The 20079-nt window shown below is 68.0% G+C and carries 21 protein-coding genes and 1 other RNA gene; 12 read left to right on the top strand and 10 right to left on the bottom strand.

Translation table 11 applies throughout. The annotated features are described in order from the left end of the window. Positions 1 to 319 precede the first annotated feature (319 nt). Together putP and AU072_RS26200 are read left to right on the top strand one after the other, a co-directional pair. Complete coding sequence (gene putP / locus AU072_RS26205) at positions 320 to 1840, top strand: sodium/proline symporter PutP (RefSeq protein WP_064416494.1); 1521 nt, start codon at positions 320 to 322, stop codon at positions 1838 to 1840. A gap of 96 nt (positions 1841 to 1936) precedes the next feature. Beyond that, entirely contained in the window at positions 1937 to 2977 is a 1041-nt protein-coding gene (locus AU072_RS26200) for a hypothetical protein (RefSeq protein ID WP_064416449.1), read from the top strand. A 100-nt stretch (positions 2978 to 3077) separates the two neighbouring features. Here the strand turns inward: AU072_RS26200 and AU072_RS26195 are convergent, their stop codons facing one another. Then, positions 3078 to 3905 (bottom strand): oxygenase MpaB family protein, encoded by an 828-nt coding sequence (locus tag AU072_RS26195; RefSeq protein WP_064416448.1) that lies wholly within the window; start codon positions 3903 to 3905, stop codon positions 3078 to 3080. A 36-nt stretch (positions 3906 to 3941) separates the two neighbouring features. Between AU072_RS26195 and AU072_RS26190 the strand changes: the two genes are divergently transcribed. Further along, on the top strand, positions 3942 to 4916 hold the full coding sequence (locus AU072_RS26190) for a cobalamin biosynthesis protein (protein ID WP_064416447.1): 975 nt from the start codon (positions 3942 to 3944) through the stop codon (positions 4914 to 4916). Here the strand turns inward: AU072_RS26190 and AU072_RS26185 are convergent. The 3 genes from AU072_RS26185 to AU072_RS26175 are packed head-to-tail and all read right to left on the bottom strand — an operon-like array spanning position 4870 to position 6855. Beyond that, positions 4870 to 5697: an SURF1 family cytochrome oxidase biogenesis protein gene (locus AU072_RS26185; RefSeq protein WP_064416446.1), complete on the bottom strand. Its 828-nt coding sequence runs from the start codon at positions 5695 to 5697 to the stop codon at positions 4870 to 4872. The two genes, AU072_RS26190 and AU072_RS26185, sit on opposite strands and share 47 nt — an antisense overlap. Then, positions 5697 to 6191 carry a low molecular weight protein-tyrosine-phosphatase gene (locus tag AU072_RS26180; RefSeq protein WP_064416445.1) on the bottom strand — a complete coding sequence of 165 codons (495 nt, stop codon included), beginning with the start codon at positions 6189 to 6191 and terminating at the stop codon, positions 5697 to 5699. The genes AU072_RS26185 and AU072_RS26180 overlap by 1 nt, the downstream gene beginning before the upstream one ends. Next, positions 6184 to 6855 carry an HAD-IA family hydrolase gene (locus AU072_RS26175; protein WP_064416493.1) on the bottom strand — a complete coding sequence of 224 codons (672 nt, stop codon included), beginning with the start codon at positions 6853 to 6855 and terminating at the stop codon, positions 6184 to 6186. Before AU072_RS26175 ends, AU072_RS26180 begins: the two co-directional genes overlap by 8 nt. 64 nt (positions 6856 to 6919) lie before the next feature. On the opposite strand from AU072_RS26175, the gene cobC reads away from it, so the two are divergent. The 4 genes from cobC to AU072_RS26155 are packed head-to-tail and all read left to right on the top strand — an operon-like array spanning position 6920 to position 10882. Beyond that, positions 6920 to 7942: an Rv2231c family histidinol phosphate aminotransferase CobC gene (gene cobC, locus AU072_RS26170; RefSeq protein WP_064416444.1), complete on the top strand. Its 1023-nt coding sequence runs from the start codon at positions 6920 to 6922 to the stop codon at positions 7940 to 7942. Next, on the top strand, positions 7939 to 9057 hold the full coding sequence (locus AU072_RS26165; protein WP_064416443.1) for a Nif3-like dinuclear metal center hexameric protein: 1119 nt from the start codon (positions 7939 to 7941) through the stop codon (positions 9055 to 9057). The genes cobC and AU072_RS26165 overlap by 4 nt, the downstream gene beginning before the upstream one ends. Positions 9058 to 9059: 2 nt before the next feature. Next, the gene (locus tag AU072_RS26160; protein WP_064416442.1) at positions 9060 to 9797 is read left to right on the top strand and encodes a zinc ribbon domain-containing protein; all 738 of its coding nucleotides are present in this window, start codon (positions 9060 to 9062) and stop codon (positions 9795 to 9797) included. After that, positions 9794 to 10882 carry a bifunctional RNase H/acid phosphatase gene (locus AU072_RS26155; protein WP_064416441.1) on the top strand — a complete coding sequence of 363 codons (1089 nt, stop codon included), beginning with the start codon at positions 9794 to 9796 and terminating at the stop codon, positions 10880 to 10882. The genes AU072_RS26160 and AU072_RS26155 overlap by 4 nt, the downstream gene beginning before the upstream one ends. On the opposite strand, the gene AU072_RS26150 is transcribed toward AU072_RS26155, so the two are convergent. Beyond that, positions 10879 to 11448, bottom strand: coding sequence for a type II toxin-antitoxin system RelB family anti-toxin (locus AU072_RS26150; RefSeq protein WP_064416440.1), 570 nt, complete (start codon positions 11446 to 11448; stop codon positions 10879 to 10881). The two genes, AU072_RS26155 and AU072_RS26150, sit on opposite strands and share 4 nt — an antisense overlap. A gap of 46 nt (positions 11449 to 11494) precedes the next feature. On the opposite strand from AU072_RS26150, the gene AU072_RS26145 reads away from it, so the two are divergent. Both AU072_RS26145 and AU072_RS26140 read left to right on the top strand, forming a co-directional pair. After that, entirely contained in the window at positions 11495 to 12451 is a 957-nt protein-coding gene (locus AU072_RS26145; RefSeq protein ID WP_064416439.1) for an NAD(P)/FAD-dependent oxidoreductase, read from the top strand. Beyond that, a complete protein-coding gene (locus AU072_RS26140) occupies positions 12438 to 13064 on the top strand; it encodes a class I SAM-dependent methyltransferase (protein ID WP_064416438.1) in 627 nt (208 codons plus the stop codon). Before AU072_RS26145 ends, AU072_RS26140 begins: the two co-directional genes overlap by 14 nt. Before the next feature lie 3 nt (positions 13065 to 13067). On the opposite strand, the gene AU072_RS26135 is transcribed toward AU072_RS26140, so the two are convergent. Beyond that, the gene (locus tag AU072_RS26135) at positions 13068 to 13784 is read right to left on the bottom strand and encodes a 2OG-Fe(II) oxygenase (protein WP_064416437.1); all 717 of its coding nucleotides are present in this window, start codon (positions 13782 to 13784) and stop codon (positions 13068 to 13070) included. Positions 13785 to 13909: 125 nt separating this feature from the next. On the opposite strand from AU072_RS26135, the gene AU072_RS26130 reads away from it, so the two are divergent. Both AU072_RS26130 and AU072_RS26125 read left to right on the top strand, forming a co-directional pair. Further along, positions 13910 to 15397 carry an HNH endonuclease signature motif containing protein gene (locus AU072_RS26130; protein ID WP_064416436.1) on the top strand — a complete coding sequence of 496 codons (1488 nt, stop codon included), beginning with the start codon at positions 13910 to 13912 and terminating at the stop codon, positions 15395 to 15397. A 128-nt stretch (positions 15398 to 15525) separates the two neighbouring features. Then, on the top strand, positions 15526 to 16215 hold the full coding sequence (locus AU072_RS26125; protein ID WP_064416435.1) for an envelope biogenesis lipoprotein LpqN: 690 nt from the start codon (positions 15526 to 15528) through the stop codon (positions 16213 to 16215). 430 nt (positions 16216 to 16645) lie between these two features. Here the strand turns inward: AU072_RS26125 and AU072_RS26115 are convergent, their stop codons facing one another. Genes AU072_RS26115 through AU072_RS26105 form a run of 3 tightly spaced genes read right to left on the bottom strand, consistent with a single transcriptional unit; the run spans position 16646 to position 18042 of the window. Beyond that, positions 16646 to 17134, bottom strand: a complete 489-nt coding sequence (locus tag AU072_RS26115; protein ID WP_064416433.1) for a methyltransferase family protein — start codon at positions 17132 to 17134, stop codon at positions 16646 to 16648. Between the two features lie 5 nt (positions 17135 to 17139). Continuing rightward, on the bottom strand, positions 17140 to 17577 hold the full coding sequence (locus AU072_RS26110; protein WP_064416432.1) for a VOC family protein: 438 nt from the start codon (positions 17575 to 17577) through the stop codon (positions 17140 to 17142). A 27-nt stretch (positions 17578 to 17604) separates the two neighbouring features. Next, positions 17605 to 18042: a helix-turn-helix domain-containing protein gene (locus AU072_RS26105; RefSeq protein ID WP_064416431.1), complete on the bottom strand. Its 438-nt coding sequence runs from the start codon at positions 18040 to 18042 to the stop codon at positions 17605 to 17607. A 59-nt stretch (positions 18043 to 18101) separates the two neighbouring features. Between AU072_RS26105 and rnpB the strand changes: the two genes are divergently transcribed. After that, positions 18102 to 18521: RNase P RNA component class A (gene rnpB, locus AU072_RS26355), an RNA gene on the top strand. A 13-nt stretch (positions 18522 to 18534) separates the two neighbouring features. On the opposite strand, the gene AU072_RS26100 is transcribed toward rnpB, so the two are convergent. Beyond that, a complete protein-coding gene (locus AU072_RS26100) occupies positions 18535 to 20016 on the bottom strand; it encodes a CYTH and CHAD domain-containing protein (RefSeq protein ID WP_064416430.1) in 1482 nt (493 codons plus the stop codon). Positions 20017 to 20079 lie beyond the last annotated feature (63 nt).

The following is a 20079-nucleotide window of genomic DNA, read 5'->3' as shown; positions in this document are numbered from 1 at the left end:
GGCGCGAAGCGTTCCTGGCGCAGTTTCACGAGTGAGTCGCTGTTGGCGGACGCATCTGCCAAGCACCTCAGACCGAAACCCCCGCTGTGCCGAAAGTGTGCCATGAGGCGCAGACACCGTTGAGACACGGCAGACGCGCCGAAACAGCTGCGACACGCTGAGCTGGACTTATCTGGGCGGAGCGGACACATTGAGACAGTGCAAACGCTGTCCAAACGCATTTACACACCAGCGGTCGGCGGTTCGATACCGTCCGCGCCCACCAGGTTTCAAATACCATCGGAGAACCAGCAGGTTTCTTCGACGGAACGAGAGACCCATATCTGACACCGCGTTTCAGATGGTGGCGATCGGCCTGTACTTCGCCGTGATGCTCGCGATCGGTTTCTACGCTTTTCGCCGAACCAGCGACCTCGACGACTACATGCTGGGCGGGCGCAGGCTCACCCCGACCGTCGCCGCGCTGTCCGCGGGCGCATCCGACATGTCCGGATGGCTGCTGCTGGGCGTGCCCGGCGCGATCTATGCGTCCGGCCTGGTCGAGTCGTGGATCGTGATCGGGCTGGTGATCGGCGCCTGGCTCAATTGGAAGTTCGTCGCACCGCGACTGCGGGCCTACACCGAGATCGCCAACAACTCGATCACCGTGCCGAGCTTCTTCGAGAACCGGCTGCGCGACAAGTCGCATGTCCTGCGGATCTCGGCAGGCACGATCATCCTGGTCTTCTTCACGTTCTACGTGTCGTCCGGCATGGTCGCCGGCGGCGTGTTCTTCGAGTCGTCGTTCGGCTCGTCGTATCTGACGGGCATGCTGCTGGTCGCCGGAGTCACCCTGTGCTACACGCTGTTCGGCGGCTTCCTGGGCGCTTCGCTCACCGATGTCGCGCAGGGGCTGCTGATGTTGGCGGCGCTCGTCGCGGTCCCCGTGGCCGCGATCATCGCCACCGGCGGACCCGGCGAGGTGGTGGATCTGGTTCGGGCCGCCGACGCCGCCCACAACGCCGCCAACCCCGGTGACGAAATGCACCGCACGTCACTGTTCTTCGGCGGGAGTTTCCTCGCCATCGTGTCGGCAGCCGCCTGGGGTCTCGGCTACTTCGGGCAGCCGCACATCATCGTCCGCTTCATGGCGATGCGCTCCTCGGCCGACGCCAAGGCCGGACGTCGCATCGGCATCAGCTGGATGGTCCTCACCTCGGCGGGCGCGATCACCACCGGCTTCGCGGGCCTGGCGTACTTCTTCCGCGAGGGCGTGACGCTGGACAATCCCGAGACCGTGTTCTTGCGCCTCGCGCAGGTGATGTTCCACCCGTTTATCGCCGGTGTGGTGCTCGCCGCGGTGCTGGCGGCCATCATGTCGACGATCTCCTCTCAGCTCATCGTGTGCTCGTCGGCACTGGTCGAAGACATCTACCGGGCATTCGGCAAGGAGGCCAGCCAGAAGAGGCTGGTCACCTTCGGCCGGCTCGGGGTGCTGACGGTCGCGGTGGTGGCGATTGTGTTGGCGCTCAACCCCGATGACACGATCCTCGATCTCGTCGGCTTCGCGTGGGCCGGCTTCGGTGCCGCATTCGGACCGCTGATCATCCTGTCGCTGTTCTGGCGCAGGCTCACGTCGGCCGGCGCGATCGCCGGCATGATCGCCGGCGCCGTGGTGGTCGGCATCTGGGGTCAGACCGAGGCGCTGTCGAGCGCGATGTACGAGATCGTCCCCGGCTTCATCGCATGCCTCGTCGTCGCCGTCGCCGTATCGCTTTTGACCGCCCGCGAAGACGACGACATCCAGTCCGAATTCTCCGAGATGGCGGTGAAGGCGCACGAAACCGCGGCGTCGGCCTGACGTCTGAATCGGTTGTCGTTGAAGGATGGATGGAAGTGCGATCGTGCCGCGCCCTCCCAGGCGTTTGGTTCGTCGAAGCACGGGTACGCGCTTGCAATGCCGGAGAACCCGTCGTCAATCTTGCTGATCGCAGATCCCGGCGCTCCCGCGGCAATCGCCGAACGTCTGTCGGACTCTTTGCGCGATGCGCTGGCCGTCGAGTCTGCAGAAGACGGCCCGCGTGATGTGTCGGTGCGATATCACGCGTATCCGGTCGACGAGTATGCCGAAGTCTCCGAGGTGATCCGCACCATTGAACCCGGTCACAAGCCGGAGGACATCATCATCTACCTGACCGATCTTCCCCGACGCCAGGGGACGACGCCGGTGATGGCCGAGATCAGCCTGCCTGACCGGCTGGGAGTGATTTCGATTCCGGCGGTGGGTGGCTTGTCAATCGATCGCCGGATCAAGAAAGTGGCGCAGGCCGTCGTGGCCGAGATCGCGGGGCGATCGGATGAGAAGACGCCTTCGGTGAAGCGGCTGAAGCGGACCCAGGTCGATGGTGTGGTCCGTTACGTCGCGCCGCCAGCACTGTCACGTCTGCGGCTCCTGATGGGCATGGTCTACGCCAACCGCCCGTGGCGGTTGGTCTCTGGTCTGTCCAAGGTGATGATGGCGGCGTTCGCCGCCGGCGCCGTAAGCCTTGCCTACCCGACGATCTGGCAGTTGTCGGACACCATGGGCCCCGGCCGGCTCACCGCGGCGACCTTGCTGGCGAGCGGCGCTTTGATTGCGTGGCTCATCCTCGATCACGAGTTATGGGAACGCCCGCATTCGGCCGGTGAACGCAAACGAGCCGTGTTGTACAACGCGACGACCCTCGTCACACTGACGATCGGCGTCGCCATCTTCCACATCGGGCTGTATGTCCTGATATTGGTGACGGCGTGGTGGACGCTCCCGCCGGAGTTGGTCGCTCGAAACATCGGTCATTCCGTCGGATTCTCAACCGTGTTGGTGGTGACCTGGTTGGTGGCGGCGATCGCCACGCTCGGTGGCGCCTTGGGATCGGGCATGGAGGACGGCGAGGCCGTGAAGGCGGCGGCATACGGGGCTCGGCAACGCCAACGATTCGAGCAGGAAAAGGCGCGCTGACGCACTTCAACGGTGTACCGGCCTGACCGCAATTGCCAGCCGACATGGTCGAGGCCGGAATGGAATTCGGTGAACTCTTCGTCCTGCTTTTCTGGTCGGTTCACACAACGCGTCTGCCGCGCCGCGCCCGGGCCCGCATATCCCACAGGTACAGCCGGTAGCCGAAAATCCAGACGTCGCGGGGGATCACACGGTCGGCGACACGAAGCGCGATCAGCAGCGCCTCGAACCTGCGTTGCTGGCGCGCCGACCACGGCAACCGCATGTGCTCACGAAACTCGTGCGGCAAAAACCCCGTCGTGGCGAACAGGTTGAACCGGCCGGCGAGCAGCCGCAGCGGAGCCGGCAGGAACGCCATCGCCGCCACCCCGTGCAGGTGTTCACGCACGGGTTCGTCGATGCGCAGTTCGTCCAGCGAGCGCTTCCAGTATTCGTCGAAGGCGGCGCGATCCGGCGGCCACATGTCCTCGCGCACCTGCAGCGTGGTGCCGAGCTTTCGGGCGTCGAGATAGATCGCATCGGCCGCTTCGTCGTCGAGCGGTCCGTACAGGAACTCGTGCTGGTCGATGTAGTAGCGGTACAGGCAGGCGGCCACCCACAGTTGCAACCGGGGGTCGAAAGCCTTGTAGGACACCGGGCTTGACGGGGTGGACCGCACCAGCGCGTGCACGCGGTCGACCTCCTCGCGGATCAACCTGCGGTCGTCCTCGGTGCCCATCGTCGCCACCGCGAGATAGGTGCCGGTGGTGCGCGCCCGTTTGAACGGATGCTTGTAGACGTTGCCGCTGTCGACCGGGCTCTCCAGCACGCCATAGCCGACGCCGGGGGAGGCCAGCTGCATGATCACGTTGGCCGCCGGTGCCAGCACCGCAGCCGGATTGAGCAAGTCGACGACGCGTCTCGGCCGACGCGGTGGCCCGAACCTCATGCATCCGAGTAGATCACCTTGTGAGACGCTCGCGAAGTGTTTGCGCCGACGTCACGCTCGCGTGTGGTGGGGATCGCCGCCGGTTGTGTCGCGGATTCGTTGTTCGCCGACCCTCGGCGCGGACATCCCGTGGCGCTCTTCGGCAGTGTGGCAGCCGGTTTGGAGGGGCGCAGTTACGCCGACACCCGAGCGGCGGGCGTCCTGCACACGGCGACCCTGCTCGGCGCGCTGGCACTGCTCGGGATGGCGGCCGACAGATCGTCGCTGCGCCGGGGCGCTGCCGCGGCCACGGTCACCACGGCCGCCACGGTGTTCGTCGCGCTGGGCGGGACCTCCCTGGCCCGCACCGGAGCGCAGATGGCGCACCATCTCGACCACGGTGACGGCGACGCTGCGCGACGTCTGCTGCCCGCGCTGTGTGGCCGCGATCCCGCCGTGCTCGACGAGGCGGGCCTCGCGCGGGCGGCGCTGGAGTCGGTCGCGGAGAACACCTCCGATGCCCACGTGGCGCCGCTGCTGTGGGTCGCCCTCGGCGGTGTGCCCGCGGTGTTGGTGTATCGCGGTGCGAACACCCTCGACGCGATGATCGGCCACAAGTCACCTCGATACCGGAGGTTCGGTTGGGCGGCAGCGCGTTTCGACGACCTGCTGAATCATTCCGCCGCCCGGGCGACCGCGGTGCTGGTCGCCGTGTGCGCGCCCGTGGTGGGCGGCTCTCCCGTCGCGGCGCTGCGTGCGTGGAGGCGCGACGCGGGCCGCCATCCGAGTCCGAACGCGGGTGTGGTGGAGGCCGCCTTCGCGGGCGCACTCGGGGTCCGGCTCGGCGGGCCCACTCAATACGCGCACGAACTGGAGATCCGGCCGACGCTCGGCGACGGTCCGCCGCCACAGGTGGCCGACCTGCGCAGGGCTGTGCGGTTGTCGCGGGCGGTTCAGCTGGCCGCCGCAGGGGTGGCGGTCGCGCTCAGCGCCGTCGGCCGTAGCGGTCGGCGAGCTTCTCCTCCGTCGTGAGCGGAGCGTCGGGGCGCGTCTGAGCGGCCTCCCGCGCGGCCTTCTCCAGCCTGCGCTGGCGCAGTTCGGCGTAGATGAAGTAGCCGAGCCCGATCGGTGCGATGATGCCGAACGCGATCCACTGAATGCCATAGGACAGGAACGGTCCGGCGTCGAGATGCGGCAGCGGGATCGCGCCCAGCCCGCCGGGCTGATCGGCCTCCAGTTGCAGATAGGAACCGGCCAGCGGGACGCCGGTGATCGCCGAGATCTGTGAGGTGTTGATCGAGTACACGTGCTGGATGTCGTCCTGCCGGAACGGCTCCTTGTCTCGCACCAGCCCCTCGGAGTCGCGCAACCGCGCGGCGATCGTCACGGTGCCGTCGGGCACCGGCGGGATCTCCGGCACCCCGGAAGCCTGTACCGGCCGGACGTATCCGCGATCGACCAGCACGGTCGGCCCACCGTCCACGGCGAACGGGACCAGCACCTGGAAGGCGGGTTCGCCTTCGACCATCCGCAGCCGCGCGAGCACCTGAGCCTCCGGCAGATAGCGTCCGGTCGCGGTGACCCGGCGCCACTGGTCGTCCGGCGCCGCCGAATCCTGGTTCGGCAGAAGCGAGGTCACCGGGACCGGCTCGGCGGTCAGGGAGTGCGCGATCTGTGCGTTCTCCCGCGAGGTCTGGGTGTTCTTGCCCAACTGCCACGGCGCCAGCACGGTGAAACACAGATACGCGAAAGCGGCCACCACGACGAACAGCGCCAGCCATGACGGCCGCAGCAGGAAAGACCACCGGCGCATCAGCTGGCGATCCCCCGGCCGGCGAGCTGCTCGTCGACCCACTGGTGCAGGCCCGGCAGCGACGCTTCGATGACCGCGTACACGTCCTCGAAGTCGGCGTGGTCGCCGTAGTAGGGGTCCTCGACGTCCAGCGGGTGGGCGCCCGAGCGCGGGTCGAACGAGCGCAGCATCCGGATCCGCTCGGCGGGCACACCCACATCCTTGAGCATCCGAACGTGGTTGCGGCCGAGCGCGATCACGAGGTCGGCGGACATGTGGTCCTCGTTGACCTGGGCGGCACGGTGCGCGGTCGGATATCCGTGCTCGCGCAGCACGTGGCTGGCCCGGCGGTCCGCCGGCTCGCCGGCGTGCCAACCGCCGGTGCCGGCGCTGGTGACCCGCACCGCGTGGCTCAGCCCGCGCTCGGCGATCTGGTGGGCGAACATCTTCTCGGCCATGGGTGACCGGCAGATATTGCCCGAGCAGATGAACGTCACGTGCAGAGGTTCAGACACCCAGCACCTCACGCAGGTCTGCGACCGACGCCACGTGCGCGGCGGCGGCAACGGCGCCGGGCCCGTCGAAGTCGGCCTTCCCGTAGCCCCATCCGACGACCACCGTCTCGATACCGTGCGCGGCGGCGCCTTCGACGTCGTGCGACCGGTCCCCGACCATCAGCGTGCGTTCGGGGATGTCGTCCAGCTGGGCCAACGCGTGGGCGACGACGTCGACCTTGCGTGCGCGCGAACCGTCGACGCTGGCGCCCGCGATCACCTCGAAGCAGTCGGCCAGTCCGAAGTGGGCGAGGATCCGCTGCGCGGTCGGCTCGGCCTTCGAGGTGGCCACCGCCAGGCGCACTCCGGCCGCGCGCAGATCGGCGAGCAGCGCCGGAATGCCGTCGAAGACGCGGTTCATCGCCCATCCTCGGGTCCGGTAGTCCGCGCGGTATGCCTCGATGGCGTCGGCGGTGCGGTCGCCGAGGCCGAGGCCCTGCAAGGTGTGATGCATCGGTGGGCCGATGATCATGCTGGCCAGGTCTCCGTCGGGCACCGCGGCGCCGACCGACCCCAGGGCATGGCGGAAACTCGAGACGATGCCCTGCGCCGAGTCGGTCAGGGTGCCGTCGAGGTCGAAGATCACCAATTGGGGGCGGGTCGCCGTGGTCGTGGAGGCCAGCATGTCGGTCACGGCCCCATTCTCCCCGATCGCAGAACCTCCGCAGCCAGCGCACTAGGGTCGTGATGTGGTGAGTCCGTCGCGTGCAGCCGCGCGCTACCACGGCGATCAGGCCGTGGTCCCCGGGATGCTGGACTTCGCCGTCAACGTCCGCGCCGATGAGCCGCCGTCCTGGCTGGTCGACCGGCTCGCGGCGCGGTTGTCCGACCTCGCCCGGTATCCGAGCGCGGCCGACGCGCAGCGCGCGCTCGACGCGGTCGCCGCCAGGCACGGCCGCGCCGTCGACGAGGTCGTACTGCTCGCTGGGGCGGCCGAGGGTTTCGCGCGACTGGCCGACCTGCAGCCGCGACGCGCGGCGCTGATCGCGCCGTCGTTCACCGAACCGGAGGCGGCACTGGCGGCGGCCGGCGTGCCCTTCGTGCACGTGGTGCTGGAAGCGCCGTACACACTGACCCCGGACGCGGTGCCCGGCGACGCGGACCTCGTCGTCCTCGGCAATCCGACCAATCCGACCGGCGTGCTGCACACCCGCGAGCAGGTGCTCGCCCTGCGCAGGCCCGGGCGCATCGTGGTGGTGGACGAGGCGTTCGCCGACGCGATTCCCGCCGAGCCCGGATCGCTGGCCGACCAGGCCCTACCCGGCGTCGTCGTCCTGCGCAGCCTGACCAAGACGTGGGCGCTGGCCGGGCTGCGCGTCGGCTACGCCCTCGGTGCGCCCGACGTGCTGGCACGGTTGACCGCACGGCGTGCCCACTGGCCGCTGGGCACGCTGCAACTCGAAGCCATCGCAGCGTGCAGCACGCCGGGGGCGGTCGCCGAGGCCGACCGTGCCGCCCGGCGGCTGGCAGAGGTGCGCGCAGAGATGGTGGGGGGCTTGACTAGCATCGGCCTGCATGTCGTCACCGGTTCGGCCCCGTTCGTCCTGTTCTGTGTCCCGGATGCCGAGTTGATGCGAAAACACCTGGACCGCAGAGGCATTGCCGTGCGTCGCTGCGACACGTTCGTCGGGCTCGACGGTCAGTTCCTGCGCGCGGCGGTACGTCCGGAGTGGCCCGTGCTGGTCGAGGCGATGGCCGAGGTGCTGCCGTGAGCGCGCGGCTGGCCGACATCATCGACGTGCTGGAAGCGGCATACCCGCCGGAGCTGGCGCAGGACTGGGATTCGGTCGGCCTGGTCTGCGGCGACCCCTCAGAGACCGTCGAGACGGTCACGGTGGCCGTCGATGCGACCGCCGAGGTCATCGCCGAGGTGCCCGACGGCGGTCTGCTGCTGGCTCACCATCCGCTGCTGCTGCGCGGGGTGGACACCGTGGCGGCCAGCACCGCCAAGGGGGCCCTGATCCATCGGCTGATCCGCAGCGGCCGGGCGCTGTTCACCGCGCACACCAACGCGGATTCGGCCTCGCCCGGCGTCTCCGACGCGCTGGCCGAAGCCCTCGGCCTGACCGTCGAGGAGGTGCTGGCCCCGGCGACCGCGGAGTCGGATTTGGACAAGTGGGTCGTGTTCGTACCCGCGGAGAATTCGGAGGCGCTGCGGGAAGCCATGTTCGCCGCGGGCGCCGGGCGCATCGGTGACTATTCGCATTGCTGCTGGATCACGACGGGCACCGGGCAGTTCCTGCCGCACGACGGCGCGTCCCCGGCGATCGGCAGTGTCGGATCCGTCGAGCGCGTCCCCGAGGACCGGGTGGAGGTCATCGCGCCGGCCCGGTTGCGCGGGCACGTGCTGGCCGCGATGCGGGGCGCGCATCCCTACGAGGAACCGGCCTTCGACGTCTTCACGCTGGCGCCGATTCCGGGCGATGTCGGGCTGGGACGCATCGGTGTGCTGGATCGTCCCGAACCGCTGTCGGCGTTCGTGTCTCGCGTGCGCGAAGCGCTGCCCGCCACGTCGTGGGGGGTGCGCGCATCCGGTGACCCGGACGCGGAGGTGTCGCGGATCGCGGTGTGCGGTGGTGCGGGTGACTCGCTGCTCGGCCTGGTCGCCCGCACGGGCGTCGACGCGTACGTCACGTCGGACCTGCGGCACCATCCCGCCGACGAACACCGACGCGCTTCGCAGGTCGCGCTTGTCGACGTCGCGCACTGGGCCAGTGAGTACCCGTGGTGCCGCCAAGCCGCAGACCTGCTGAGCGCCCACTTCGGTGAAGCGCTACCCGTGCGGGTGTCAAGCGTGCGCACCGATCCATGGAATGTCGAGAGATGAGCATGAAAGCTGAAGTAGCTCAACAACAGTCGCTATTCGAGTTGGCCGAACTCGATGCCTCCCTTGCTCGGCTGGAGCATCGGTTGAAGAACCTCGCCGAACAGCAGCGGCTGGAGGACATCCAGGCCGCGCATCGGGACGCCAACGACCGGCTGGCGGCCTTGCAGATCGCCATCGAGGACCTCGACGCCCAGATCGCCAAGTTCGAATCCGAGATCGATTCGGTCCGCCAGCGCGAGGACCGTGACCGCAAGCTGCTCTCGGGCGGCTCGGTCGACGCCAAACAGCTCACCGAGTTGCAGCACGAACTCGACACCCTGGAGCGCAGGCAGGCCGCGCTGGAGGACTCTCAACTCGAGGTGATGGAGCGACGCGAGGAACTGCAGCGCGATCAGCACGCCGCGCTCGCGAAGATGGACGAGCTGCACAACGAGCTGGGTTCCGCGCAGAGCGCATGCGACGACGTCCGTACCGAACTGGATCAGCAGCGTCACCAGAGCCTGTCGCGCCGTGACGAACTCGTCGCGACACTCGACCCCGACTTGGTCAGGCTCTACGAGCAGCAGCGCGCCCGCGGCGGCGCGGGGGCCGGGCAACTGCAGGGCCGTCGATGCGGGGCGTGCCGCATCGAAATCGACAAGGGCGAGCTTGCGCGCATCTCCGCGGCGGCCGACGACGAGGTGCTTCGCTGCCCCGAATGTGGCGCGATCCTGTTGCGCGTCAAGGACTCCGGCGCGTGAAGGTCATCGTCGAGGCGGACGGTGGCTCGCGCGGCAACCCGGGACCGGCGGGTTACGGGGCGGTGGTCTGGTCGGCCGACCACGCCACCGTGTTCGCCGAGAGAAAGGAGGCGATCGGCCACGCCACCAACAATGTCGCCGAGTATCGCGGGCTGATCGCCGGTCTGAGCGAGGCCGCGAGCCTGGGCGCCACCGAGGTCGACGTGCTGATGGACTCCAAGCTTGTGGTGGAACAGATGTCGGGCCGGTGGAAGGTCAAGCACCCGGACATCGCAGTCCTGCATCAGCAGGCCACGGCGCTCGCCGCCCGATTCGACCGGGTCACCTACACATGGATTCCGCGTGCAGAGAACAGCCATGCCGACCGGTTGGCCAACGAAGCCATGGACGCCGCGACCGAAATGCCTTCGCACGTCGAGGAGCCCAAGCCACACCAGGCCTCCAACCCCACGGCGTGGAGCGGTGCGCGCGGTGCGCCGACGCGGTTCCTGCTGCTGCGCCACGGTCAGACCGAGTTGTCGGTCGACCGGCGATATTCCGGGCGGGGGAACCCGGCGCTGACCGAACTCGGGCGTCGTCAGGCCGAAGCCGCCGCCCGCTATCTCGGACAGCGCGGGGGTGTCGCGGCGGTCGTCACGTCACCGCTGCAGCGCGCGTACGACACCGCGGCGGCTGCGGCCAAGGTGCTCGGCCTGGACGTGGCCGTCGACGACGACCTCATCGAGACCGACTTCGGGGCCTGGGAGGGGCTGACGTTCGCCGAAGCGGCCGAACGCGACCCCGACCTGCACCGGCGTTGGCTGCGCGACACCTCGCTGGCGCCACCGGACGGCGAGAGCTTCGATGCCGCCGCGCAGCGGGTCGCCAGGGCACGGGCACGGATCCTCGCCGAGCACGCGGGGGAGACGGTGCTGGTGGTCTCGCACGTGACGCCGATCAAGACACTGCTGCGGATGGCGCTCGACGGTGGCCCGAACATCCTGTTCCGGTTGCACCTCGATCTCGCGTCGCTGTCGATTGCCGAGTTCTATCCCGACGGTGCGGCGTCGGTGCGCTTGGTCAATCAGACGGCCTACCTGGATTAGTCGTGTAGGTGCAGCCGCTCGCCGTGCGGTCCGAAGATGGTGATCGCCTCGACCGGACCGTCCACGACGCCGAACCAGTGCGGCGTCCAGGTCGAGAACTCCACGGCCTCACCGGGTTTCACCGTGAAGTCGCGTTCGCCCAGAATCAGCCGCAGCCGACCGGACAGCACGTACATCCAGTCCTGGCCTTCGTGCACCGGGAGTTCGGCGGGCGGGTTGCGCCGGCGGGCGCTGATCCGGATCTTGAAGGCGTGCAGGCCGCCGGCGGCCTGGCGGGTCAACGGCCAGTAGGTGATGCCATGTGCGGTATGGGATCCGCTGCGCACGCGCGGATCCTCGGCTTCCGGTGCGCGCAGCAGTTCGTCGGTGCTCACCGACAACGCCGCGGCCAGTCTCGGTAGGTGATCGAGGGCGAGGCGGCGCTTGCCGGACTCCAGTCGGCTCAGCGTCGAAACGTCGATGTTCGACCGTCGGGCCACCTCCTCGAGCGTCAGGCCGTGCTGGGTGCGCAGTTCGCGCAGTCTGCGTCGCACCCGCGCGTCGACACCGTCGTCTTTTGCCTGCATGGCAAGAAAGCTTGGCAGTTTCTCGCGAAGGCTGCAAGGTGGTCGCATGGACAGAATTTGGGATTGCGTCGTCGTCGGCGGCGGCGCCGCCGGGTTGAGTGCCGCGCTGGTGCTGGGCCGGGCCCGTCGTCGCACACTGCTGATCGACGGCGGTGCCCAGAGCAACCTTCCCGCGCACGGGATAGGCGGGCTTCTGGGTCACGACGGCCGGCCACCGGCGGAACTGTATGCGTTGGGTCGCCAAGAGTTGTCGGCGTATCCCTCGGTCGAGGTGCGGACGGCGGAAGTCACCGGCGGAGAGCGCGCCGACGAACTGTTCGTCCTGCGGTTGGACGACGGCGGGATCGAGCGGGCCAGGAGGGTGGTGTTGTCCACCGGTATGGAGTACCGGCCGCCGGCGCTTCCCGGGCTGGCGCAGTTGTGGGGTCGGTCCGCTTTCCACTGCCCGTTCTGTCACGGCTGGGAAGTTCGCGATCAGCCGCTGGCCGTGCTGGCGCGTGGTGAGCGCGCGGTGCACTCGACGCTGTTGTTGCGTCTCTGGAGTGACGACGTCATTCTGCTCACCGATGGTCCCGGCGATCTCGACGGCGCACAGCGCGAACGGCTGGCGGCTGCGGGTGTGACGGTGGACGAACGGGCGGTGGCCGAATTGTCCGGTGCCGATGGGAATTTGGATGCGGTGGTGTTCGCCGACGGCAGCCGGCTGCCCCGGACGGGGATTCTGGTCGCGACGACGCTTCACCAACGCTCGGCGCTGGCCGAACAGCTCGGCGCCGCGTCGGGCGAGTCGACGCCCGTCGCGCACAATCCGGTTCACGTTGACGGGTTCTATCGCACCAGTGCGGGCGGGGTTTTCGCCGCCGGCGACCTGGTCGCCCAGATGCCGCAGGTGGCCGCCGCGGTGGCGGCCGGTTCGGCGGCGGCCGCCGCTGTCGTGCAGAGCCTGGTCGAAGAGGATTTTCCAGCGGTTGTCCAGGAAGGGAGCCGACATGTCGACGCCTGACGCCAAACAACATTGGGAAGAGCGCTATAGCGAACGCAACCGCATCTGGAGCGGGCGGGCCAACGTCCGTCTCGTCGAGGTGGTGTCGGACCTGGAGCCCGGCATCGCGCTGGATCTGGGTAGCGGTGAGGGCGGTGACGCGATGTGGCTCGCCGAGAAGGGATGGCGGGTCGTCGCCGTCGACATCGCCGAAACCGCCCTGCGTCGTGCGGCGACCGATGCCGTCGCGCGCGGGGTCGGGGACCGGATCGACTTTCAGCAGCACGACCTGTCGCACAGCTTCCCCGAGGGCGAATTCGATTTGGTGAACGCGCAGTTCCTGCACTCCACGTTCCCGCTTGACCGAACGGCCATCTTCAGGGCGGCCGCGCAGGCGGTCCGGCCCGGTGGGCTCCTGCTCATCGTCGATCACGGCACACCGCCGCCGTGGCTATCCGAACTCCACGATCACCACCACACGTTCACACCGCCCGAGGAGGTCGTCGCCGCGCTGAATCTGCCTGACTCCGAATGGGAACCGGCTCAGATCAGTACGCCGATGCGTGAGGTCACCACGCCGGACGGCGAGCCTGCTCTGTGGTCCGACAACGTGATCGTGCTGCGCCGCCGGTAGGTGCTACGCGGCGTCGTGGAAGATGAGCCCGAGCGTGTAGCGCTCACCTGAGCGCACCACGGACACGCCGTGGCGCACCGGCGCGGCGGACCAACCGCGGGCCGATCGCACGGGCCGCTCTCGGGTGGTGAAGACATAGCCGTGCCCGTGCGGCAACAGTGTGGAGGTGCCGCGGGACTGAGCGCGGGGGCGTTGTTCGACCAGCAAGAACTCGCCGCCAGTGTGGTCGACGCCCGGCTCGCTGAGATTGATCACAACCTGCAGCGGAAACACCAAGTCGCCGTATAGGTCTCGGTGCAGTGCATTCCAATCGCCCGGACCGTATTTGAGCATGAGCGCGGTCGACTTCGTCTGGCCTGCGGCGTGGCACATTTCGAGCCAGTCGCCGACGTCGTCCGGCCACGGCGTGGGACGGCCCAACTTTTTCCACCAATCGCGCGCGATGGGCAGCAGTCGCGGATAGAGCGCCTGCCTGAGCGCTTCGACTGGTTCGGGGTAAGGCTGGCGGAGATAGCGGTACTCGCCTTCGCCGAACCGGTGGCGAGCCATGTCGATCGTGGATCGGAACAACTCGTCGGCGGTGTAAAGCCGCTTGAGCGTCGCGCCTTCACGCTTAGTGAGCAGTCGGGGGAGCAGGGCGCCGCCGGTCGCGTCGAGTTCGGCTTGGACGGCCTCCCAGTCGGCGGCGTCGACGCGAGTGTGCCATCGCGTATGCGCCATGTGGCGTTGCATACCCAGTAGACGCTCGCGGGGCGACATTCTGTGAGGTCATCCCCAAGCTGGAATTCATCCACAGAGCGCTTGTTCGGCGTTCAGATGTCGGGGGTGCGAGTAATATCGAAAGTATGTTCGAAGTACCTTCGGATGCCGATCTGATCACCTTCATGGGTGAAGAGGCGCGCGAGGAGTCCGCGGCCATGGGTAGGCGGCTGCAACTAGTGGGCGAGCTGTTCGCCCGGCGCAATCCGGAGATGGTGGAGTCGCGGTTCTACGTCGCCGATGCGATCGCCGCGGTGGCGGCCGAGATCGCGCCGGTGCAGAACATCAGCCATGCCCGCGCGGTCGGTCAGGTCCAGGTCGCGATCGCGCTGCGGGATCGGCTGCCACAGGTGCTCAGACGGTTCTGTCGGGGAATGATCGACTACCGGATGGTCTCAACGATCGTCGCGCGCACCGAGAATGTCGACGACGACGTCATGGTGGGCCTGGACGAGGCGTTGGCCTGGCGGGTCGAGAAGTGGATGAAGCTGTCGAAGCCCAAGCTGCGTGACCGCATCGATATGTTCATCGCCGACTTCGATCCGGCCGCGGTCCGAGTGCCGCCGGAAACCGATAAGCATCGCTACGTCGACGTCAGTCCCGCCGACTGTGCCGGATTGGCGTTTCTCGCGGGCAGGCTGCGCGCCGAAGACGGTGCGGCCTTGACTGCGCGGTTGGATGCGTTGGCGGCCACCGTGTGCGAGAACGATCCGCGGACGGTCGCCCAGCGTCGCGCCGACGCCTGCGGTCCGCTGGCGCGGCTCGAGGCCACGCTGGCGTGCCGGTGTGGATCCGACGACTGTCCCGCGCGCACCGAGCGTGCCGCGGCGTCCGCAGCGGTGATCCATCTTCTGGCCGAACAAGCCACCGTCGATGGAACCAGCGACAAGCCGGGATATCTACGCGGTTTCGGGGTGCTGCCCGCCGAGTCGGTGCGCGACCTGGCGCGTCACGCCGAACTCAAGCCGGTGGGCGTGCCGGCCGGCAATGCCGGTGCAGACACCGGAGATCGTCCCAGCGCGGGGGATCGCACCAGCGCGAGCGCACGACCGAGCGCCGGGTATCGACCCAGCGCCAAGTTGACCGAGTTCCTGCAGTGGCGGGACCTGACGTGTCGCTGGCCTGGCTGTGACAAGCCGGTGGCCGGCTGCGATGTGGACCATACGGTGCCGTGGCCCTATGGCCCGACGCATCCGTCGAACACCAAGCACTACTGCCGCATTCATCATCTGCTCAAGACGTTCTATACCGGCCCTGGTGGCTGGCGAGAAGAGCAATTGTCCGACGGCACAATCGTTTTGACCGCTCCGACCGGACACGTGTACCGGTCGGAACCCCACGGCGCGAGCATGTTTCCCACGCTCGGACAATCGACCGGCGCGCTCGAGGTCGGCACGCCTCCGCCGGAGAACCCCGACCGCATGGCGATGATGCCGCGGCGCAGGCAAACCCGCGAGCAGGACCGCCGTGACCGCATCAACACCGAACGGCGACGTCGGAGCGAGTTGATCGCCGAAGAGGAGCAACGACGCCAAGCGTGGCTCGCTGCGAACGACAAGCCGCCACCCTTCTGAGCGGCGAGCCGTGCGCTCGACCCGGCGAAATTCACGAAGTTGCCAATTTCCGGTAGCCACGTCTCTAAGCTGCCCTTCAAGATCAATCCTCTGTGGTTGGACCAAGGACCGTAGGAGACAGCGAGTCGATGAAGAACCTCCCTGTAGCGACGACGGCGGGCCTGTTGGCGATCGCTCTGAGCCTGGGGCTCGTTGGCTGTGGTTCGAGTGATGACACGGCGGCCACGACGACGACCCCGGCTACTAGCGAGACCGGCACGACGGCCGCACCCAGCCCGCCGCCCGACGACGATGACGACACGATCAACGAGTACGTCACCGAGAGCGATATCGCGGAGACACCGATCAAACCCGGCGAACCCGGAACCCCGACCTTCAACTTCCCGATCCCGCCCGGATGGAGCGACGCGGGTGAGGCGACGCCGGAATGGGCCTACGGCGCCATCGTCTACGACAGCCCGAAGGATCCGAATGACCCGCCGGACATGTACGCGATCGCCTCGAAGCTGACCGGCAACGTAGATCAGGCGAAGATCCTTGAATACGCCCCGGAGCAGTTGGAGGATATGGCCGAGTTCAAGCCGTTGGCAGAACCGGCGAGGGGCAAATTCGGTGGCTTCGATGCCCTTTCGTACGCAGGCACGTTCATGAACGACGGGCAGAAGCGATTCGTCGCACAGAGGACGGTCGTCGTGCCGGCGACGGACGGTGTGTTCGTCCTGCAACTGAACGCGGACAGTCTCGAGGCCGAACAGAACGCGGTTCTCGACGCCATCAAGGTGATCGATGAGCAGACGACTATCACCCCGCCGTCATGACCGCCCGCACCATCCGATACCCAAAGGACCCGCTTACCGACGGAGACGCATCGATATGAAGTTCCGGAACACGGCTCCAGTGCTCTTACTGGCTTCGGTGTGTAGCGCCGTGCTTTTGTCGACCTCACTGTTGACCGCGCCGCCGGCGAACGCGCAATGCACGGCCGGAGAGGTGTGGGACCAGCGCACCGGGGTGTGCTGGGACCAGTCCCAGACCTCACTGGGGGTCTCGGGCACGGGCGGCTGGTGCAAACCCGGCAGGATCGGACTGTGCATAGCGGCCTGGCAAAATTCACAGGTCCCGGGCGCGAACATCAAACCCGCGCCGCCGGGGGGACCGGCACCGCGCACGACCTGGCCCAACCGCTGACGCCTGGCCCAACCGCTGACACCTGCCGCAACCGCTGACACCTGCCGCAACCGTCCACGGTCAGCCCGTCCACGGACTCAGGCGAGGAATCCACGCGCGAACGTTCGCGCGATACGCCTCGTACTGTGCCCCGTAGGTCCGCGCCAACGTCGGCTCCTCGTACCACCGCACGAACGACGCGGTGACCACCCAGCCGATCGTGGCGTACAGCACGAGCCACAGGCTGCCGAAAAGCACCGCTTGGCCGAGGATCGCGATCAACAGGCCCGCGTACATCGGGTTGCGGACGAACCGGTTGAACCCGGTCACGACCAGACGCTCGGTCGGCGCGACGGGCATGGGTGTGCCACCGGCCCTGACGAATTCGACGAAGGCGTGGACGGGCGGGATCAGGCCGAGGACGACCAGGATCCCGCCCACCACCACACGCCACGCGGGCGCATCCGACAGGTCCCAGCGCGTCACCAACCACGGGCCGAGACCGACGAACGTACCGGGGGCGACTACGAAGAAAGCGGCCGAGGCGAGCGCGGCGGTGGTGATCCGCACGTGCGCTATCCGGTGATGGCCGAGATGTCCGCGAGTTGGGTCAGGCGCACGCTGTTGCCCGACGGATCCCGGAACCCGCAGTCGATGCCGTAGGGCATCTCGTGCGGTTCCTCGGTGAACTCCACTCCGCGCGAACGCATTTCCTCATAGGAGGTATGGCAGTTCTCGGTGGTGAGAAACACCGTGCCCGCGAATCCCTTGGCGGTCAGGTCCAGCACCTGCTCACGGGTCGGCGGGTCCATGACCGGTTCACCGGGCACGGCCATCAGCACGATCGACACGTCGTCCTGACCCGGCGGGCCGACGGTCAGCCACCGAAAGATGCCGTCGACATCGGGCAGCGAAACATCCTGCCGCACTTCCATACCGACCTTGTCGGTCCAGAACCTCAGTGCAGCTTCTTGGTCGTGCACCCACAGGTGGGCGCTTGCGATTTTGATCATGGCTCGACGCTACGGCCGGGCGGCTTTCTACGTCTTCTCCCCGTGTGCTGTCTTGCGGACCCGACTGTCGGCGGGCGGCCGGGTGTCGCGTTTGAGGATGCAGCTCGGAATCCGGGCATGGATGGCCGCGGGTGGCAGGCTCGCGCGGTACGCGGCCGGGGGCAGCCCGTACACGCGGGCGAAGCTGGTGGTGAACGACCCCACGCTCTGTAGCCCCACCATGACGCAGATGTCGGCGACCGAGCGGTCGGTGTAGCGCAGCAGCGCGGCCGCGCGTTCGAGGCGACGGGTCTGCAGGTACGCCCGCGGTGTCTCGCCGAAGGTGCGGGTGAACATCCTGCTGAAGTGCGCGCGCGACAGCCCGGCGGCCGCGGCGAGGTCGTCGACGGTGATCGCCTCCGCGTACCGGGCGTCGACCAGATCCTTGGCGCGCAGCAGATAGCGCGCCGGGGGCACCTGCGCCATGCGCCAAGTATGTCGAACTCGCGGAACAGCGGCGGCACACAGTACGTTGAACCCGCGGATGAGTTGGCTGGGCGGCCGCGGGATCCAGGTTCACCTGGGTTTCGAGGAAAGTCCGGACTTCACAGAGCAGGGTGATTGCTAACGGCAATCCGAGGCGACTCGCGGGAAAGTGCCACAGAAAACAGACCGCCACCACCGGGTCTTCGGACTCGGGGGAGGTAAGGGTGAAACGGTGCGGTAAGAGCGCACCAGCATTCCGGGTGACCGGAGTGGCTAGGCAAACCCCACCCGAAGCAAGGCCAAGAAGGCCGCAACCTGGTTGCGGCCGCGCAGGCGTCCGAGGGTTGCTCGCCCGAGCCTGCGGGTAGGCCGCTCGAGGCACCCGGCGACGGTGTGTCCAGATGGATGGTCGCCACCTCGCCGCCGCGGTCAGCCGCGGTGGTGCGGGACAGAATCCGGCTTACAGGCCAACTCATCCGCCCCCTGGCCGGGTCACCGCGCCTTTCGCACCGCCTTGGCGAGTTTCTTGAGCGCGCCGTCCAACTGGTCCCGCGACCGGTGCGCGAGTTCCTCCTCCATCCGGAACAGCAGACCATAGGTGAACGTGTCCTCGCCTGCGCCGTGCGCGGCATCGGCCTGCTGGCGGAGGTGAGCCCGGCTCACGACGCTGTCCTGATGGTCACCGAGCAGCGATTGAATGCTCTTGGCCCGATCCGAGACCTTGGACTCGCCGGTCGCGGCGGCGGTGTAGCGAAGACGTTTGGCGCCCTTGCGGATTCGGTGCAACGCCTCGTCTTTGTCCTCGTCGGCTCCGGTGGCCGCCGCGGCCTTCGCCGCTTTGCGCACACGCTTGTAGGCCGCGTCGATCGTCGCCTGAGTGCGCTCGTCCTCGTCCTGCGATAGCACCGGCTCCGCGGCCACCAGCCCCTCGAGCGCGTCGAGCAGCCGGAAGTAACGCTGCGAACGCATCGCGATCAGCGACCGGCGCAGCCCGGCCGTGTAGCGGCGCTTGGCCCCGGCGACCAGCCGCTCGCGCACCGGCCCGCGGACCAACTCCGCCGGCAGCTCATCGAGGGCCTTCTCGTAGCGTTCGGCCAGCACTTCGGCGTCGCGCGCCACTCCCAGGATCCCGGCCAGCTGCTTGAGCTCGTCGAGAATCCAGGCGTCGTCGGAGATGCCGAAAGCATCCCGGGAGGTTTGCAGCAGGCTGCGGATCTTGCGTGTCGTGACCCGCATCTGGTGCACCGAGTCCGGCACGTCGGCGCGCACCGCCCGGTCCCACTCGATCAGCTGCTCGACCTGTTCGGCCACCGCTCGGTGCACGGCGTCGGTCGGTCGCACAGCGTCCTCCGGTGCTGAGGATTCCGCCAGCACGCGCGCCAATTTCGAACCGCTGGCCGCGGCTTGGGCACCGGCGTCGATCAGCCGGTTCGACAGTCGGTCGAGCAGTTGCCGGTCGGCGCCGTCGGTCAGTTCCAGTTCCCATTCGCGCCACGCCTGCTCCGGGCCGCCGGGCTCGGCCGACGCGGTCACCTGGTCGTCGCAAAACTCCGCGATCGGCGTCCCGTCGGGACCGTAGAGCATGTTGACCGTGCGTCGGGTCGAGATGCGCGCGACCGGGCGCAGCGGGTGGTCGCGCACGATGGCCAGCACGATGTCGCGCAGCGCCTCGGGCACCTCGTTCGCATCCCCGAGGGGCTCCCTGACCTCGGTGCGGGCGTCGGGGCCGGCGGGAAGTTTGAGATGCCATCCTTCGTCGGGCCCACCGGTGCGCCTGCGCAGCGTGATGCGTCGCGTCGCGAGGTCGTGATCGGGGGTGTCGAAGTAGACGGCTTCGAGGTGGTGAGCCGGCGATCCTTCAACCCTGGCAACCGCCGACAGCCCTTCGAAGGACGGCGACACGGTCGACTCGAGGACGTCGAACTTGCGCTCGACCTCGAGGTGCCGCGTCGCCTTGTCGCTGGATTTACCCATGGTGCGAGACAGATTGCCACACGTACGTGAACACGGGGGAACGGATCCCGAGCACAGAGAAGA

It is taken from the genome of Mycolicibacterium novocastrense, from assembly GCF_001499835.1.
GTDB lineage: Bacteria > Actinomycetota > Actinomycetes > Mycobacteriales > Mycobacteriaceae > Mycobacterium > Mycobacterium novocastrense.
Note: the sequence above shows the minus strand (reverse complement) of the source record. Positions and strands in the feature narration are given on the sequence as shown.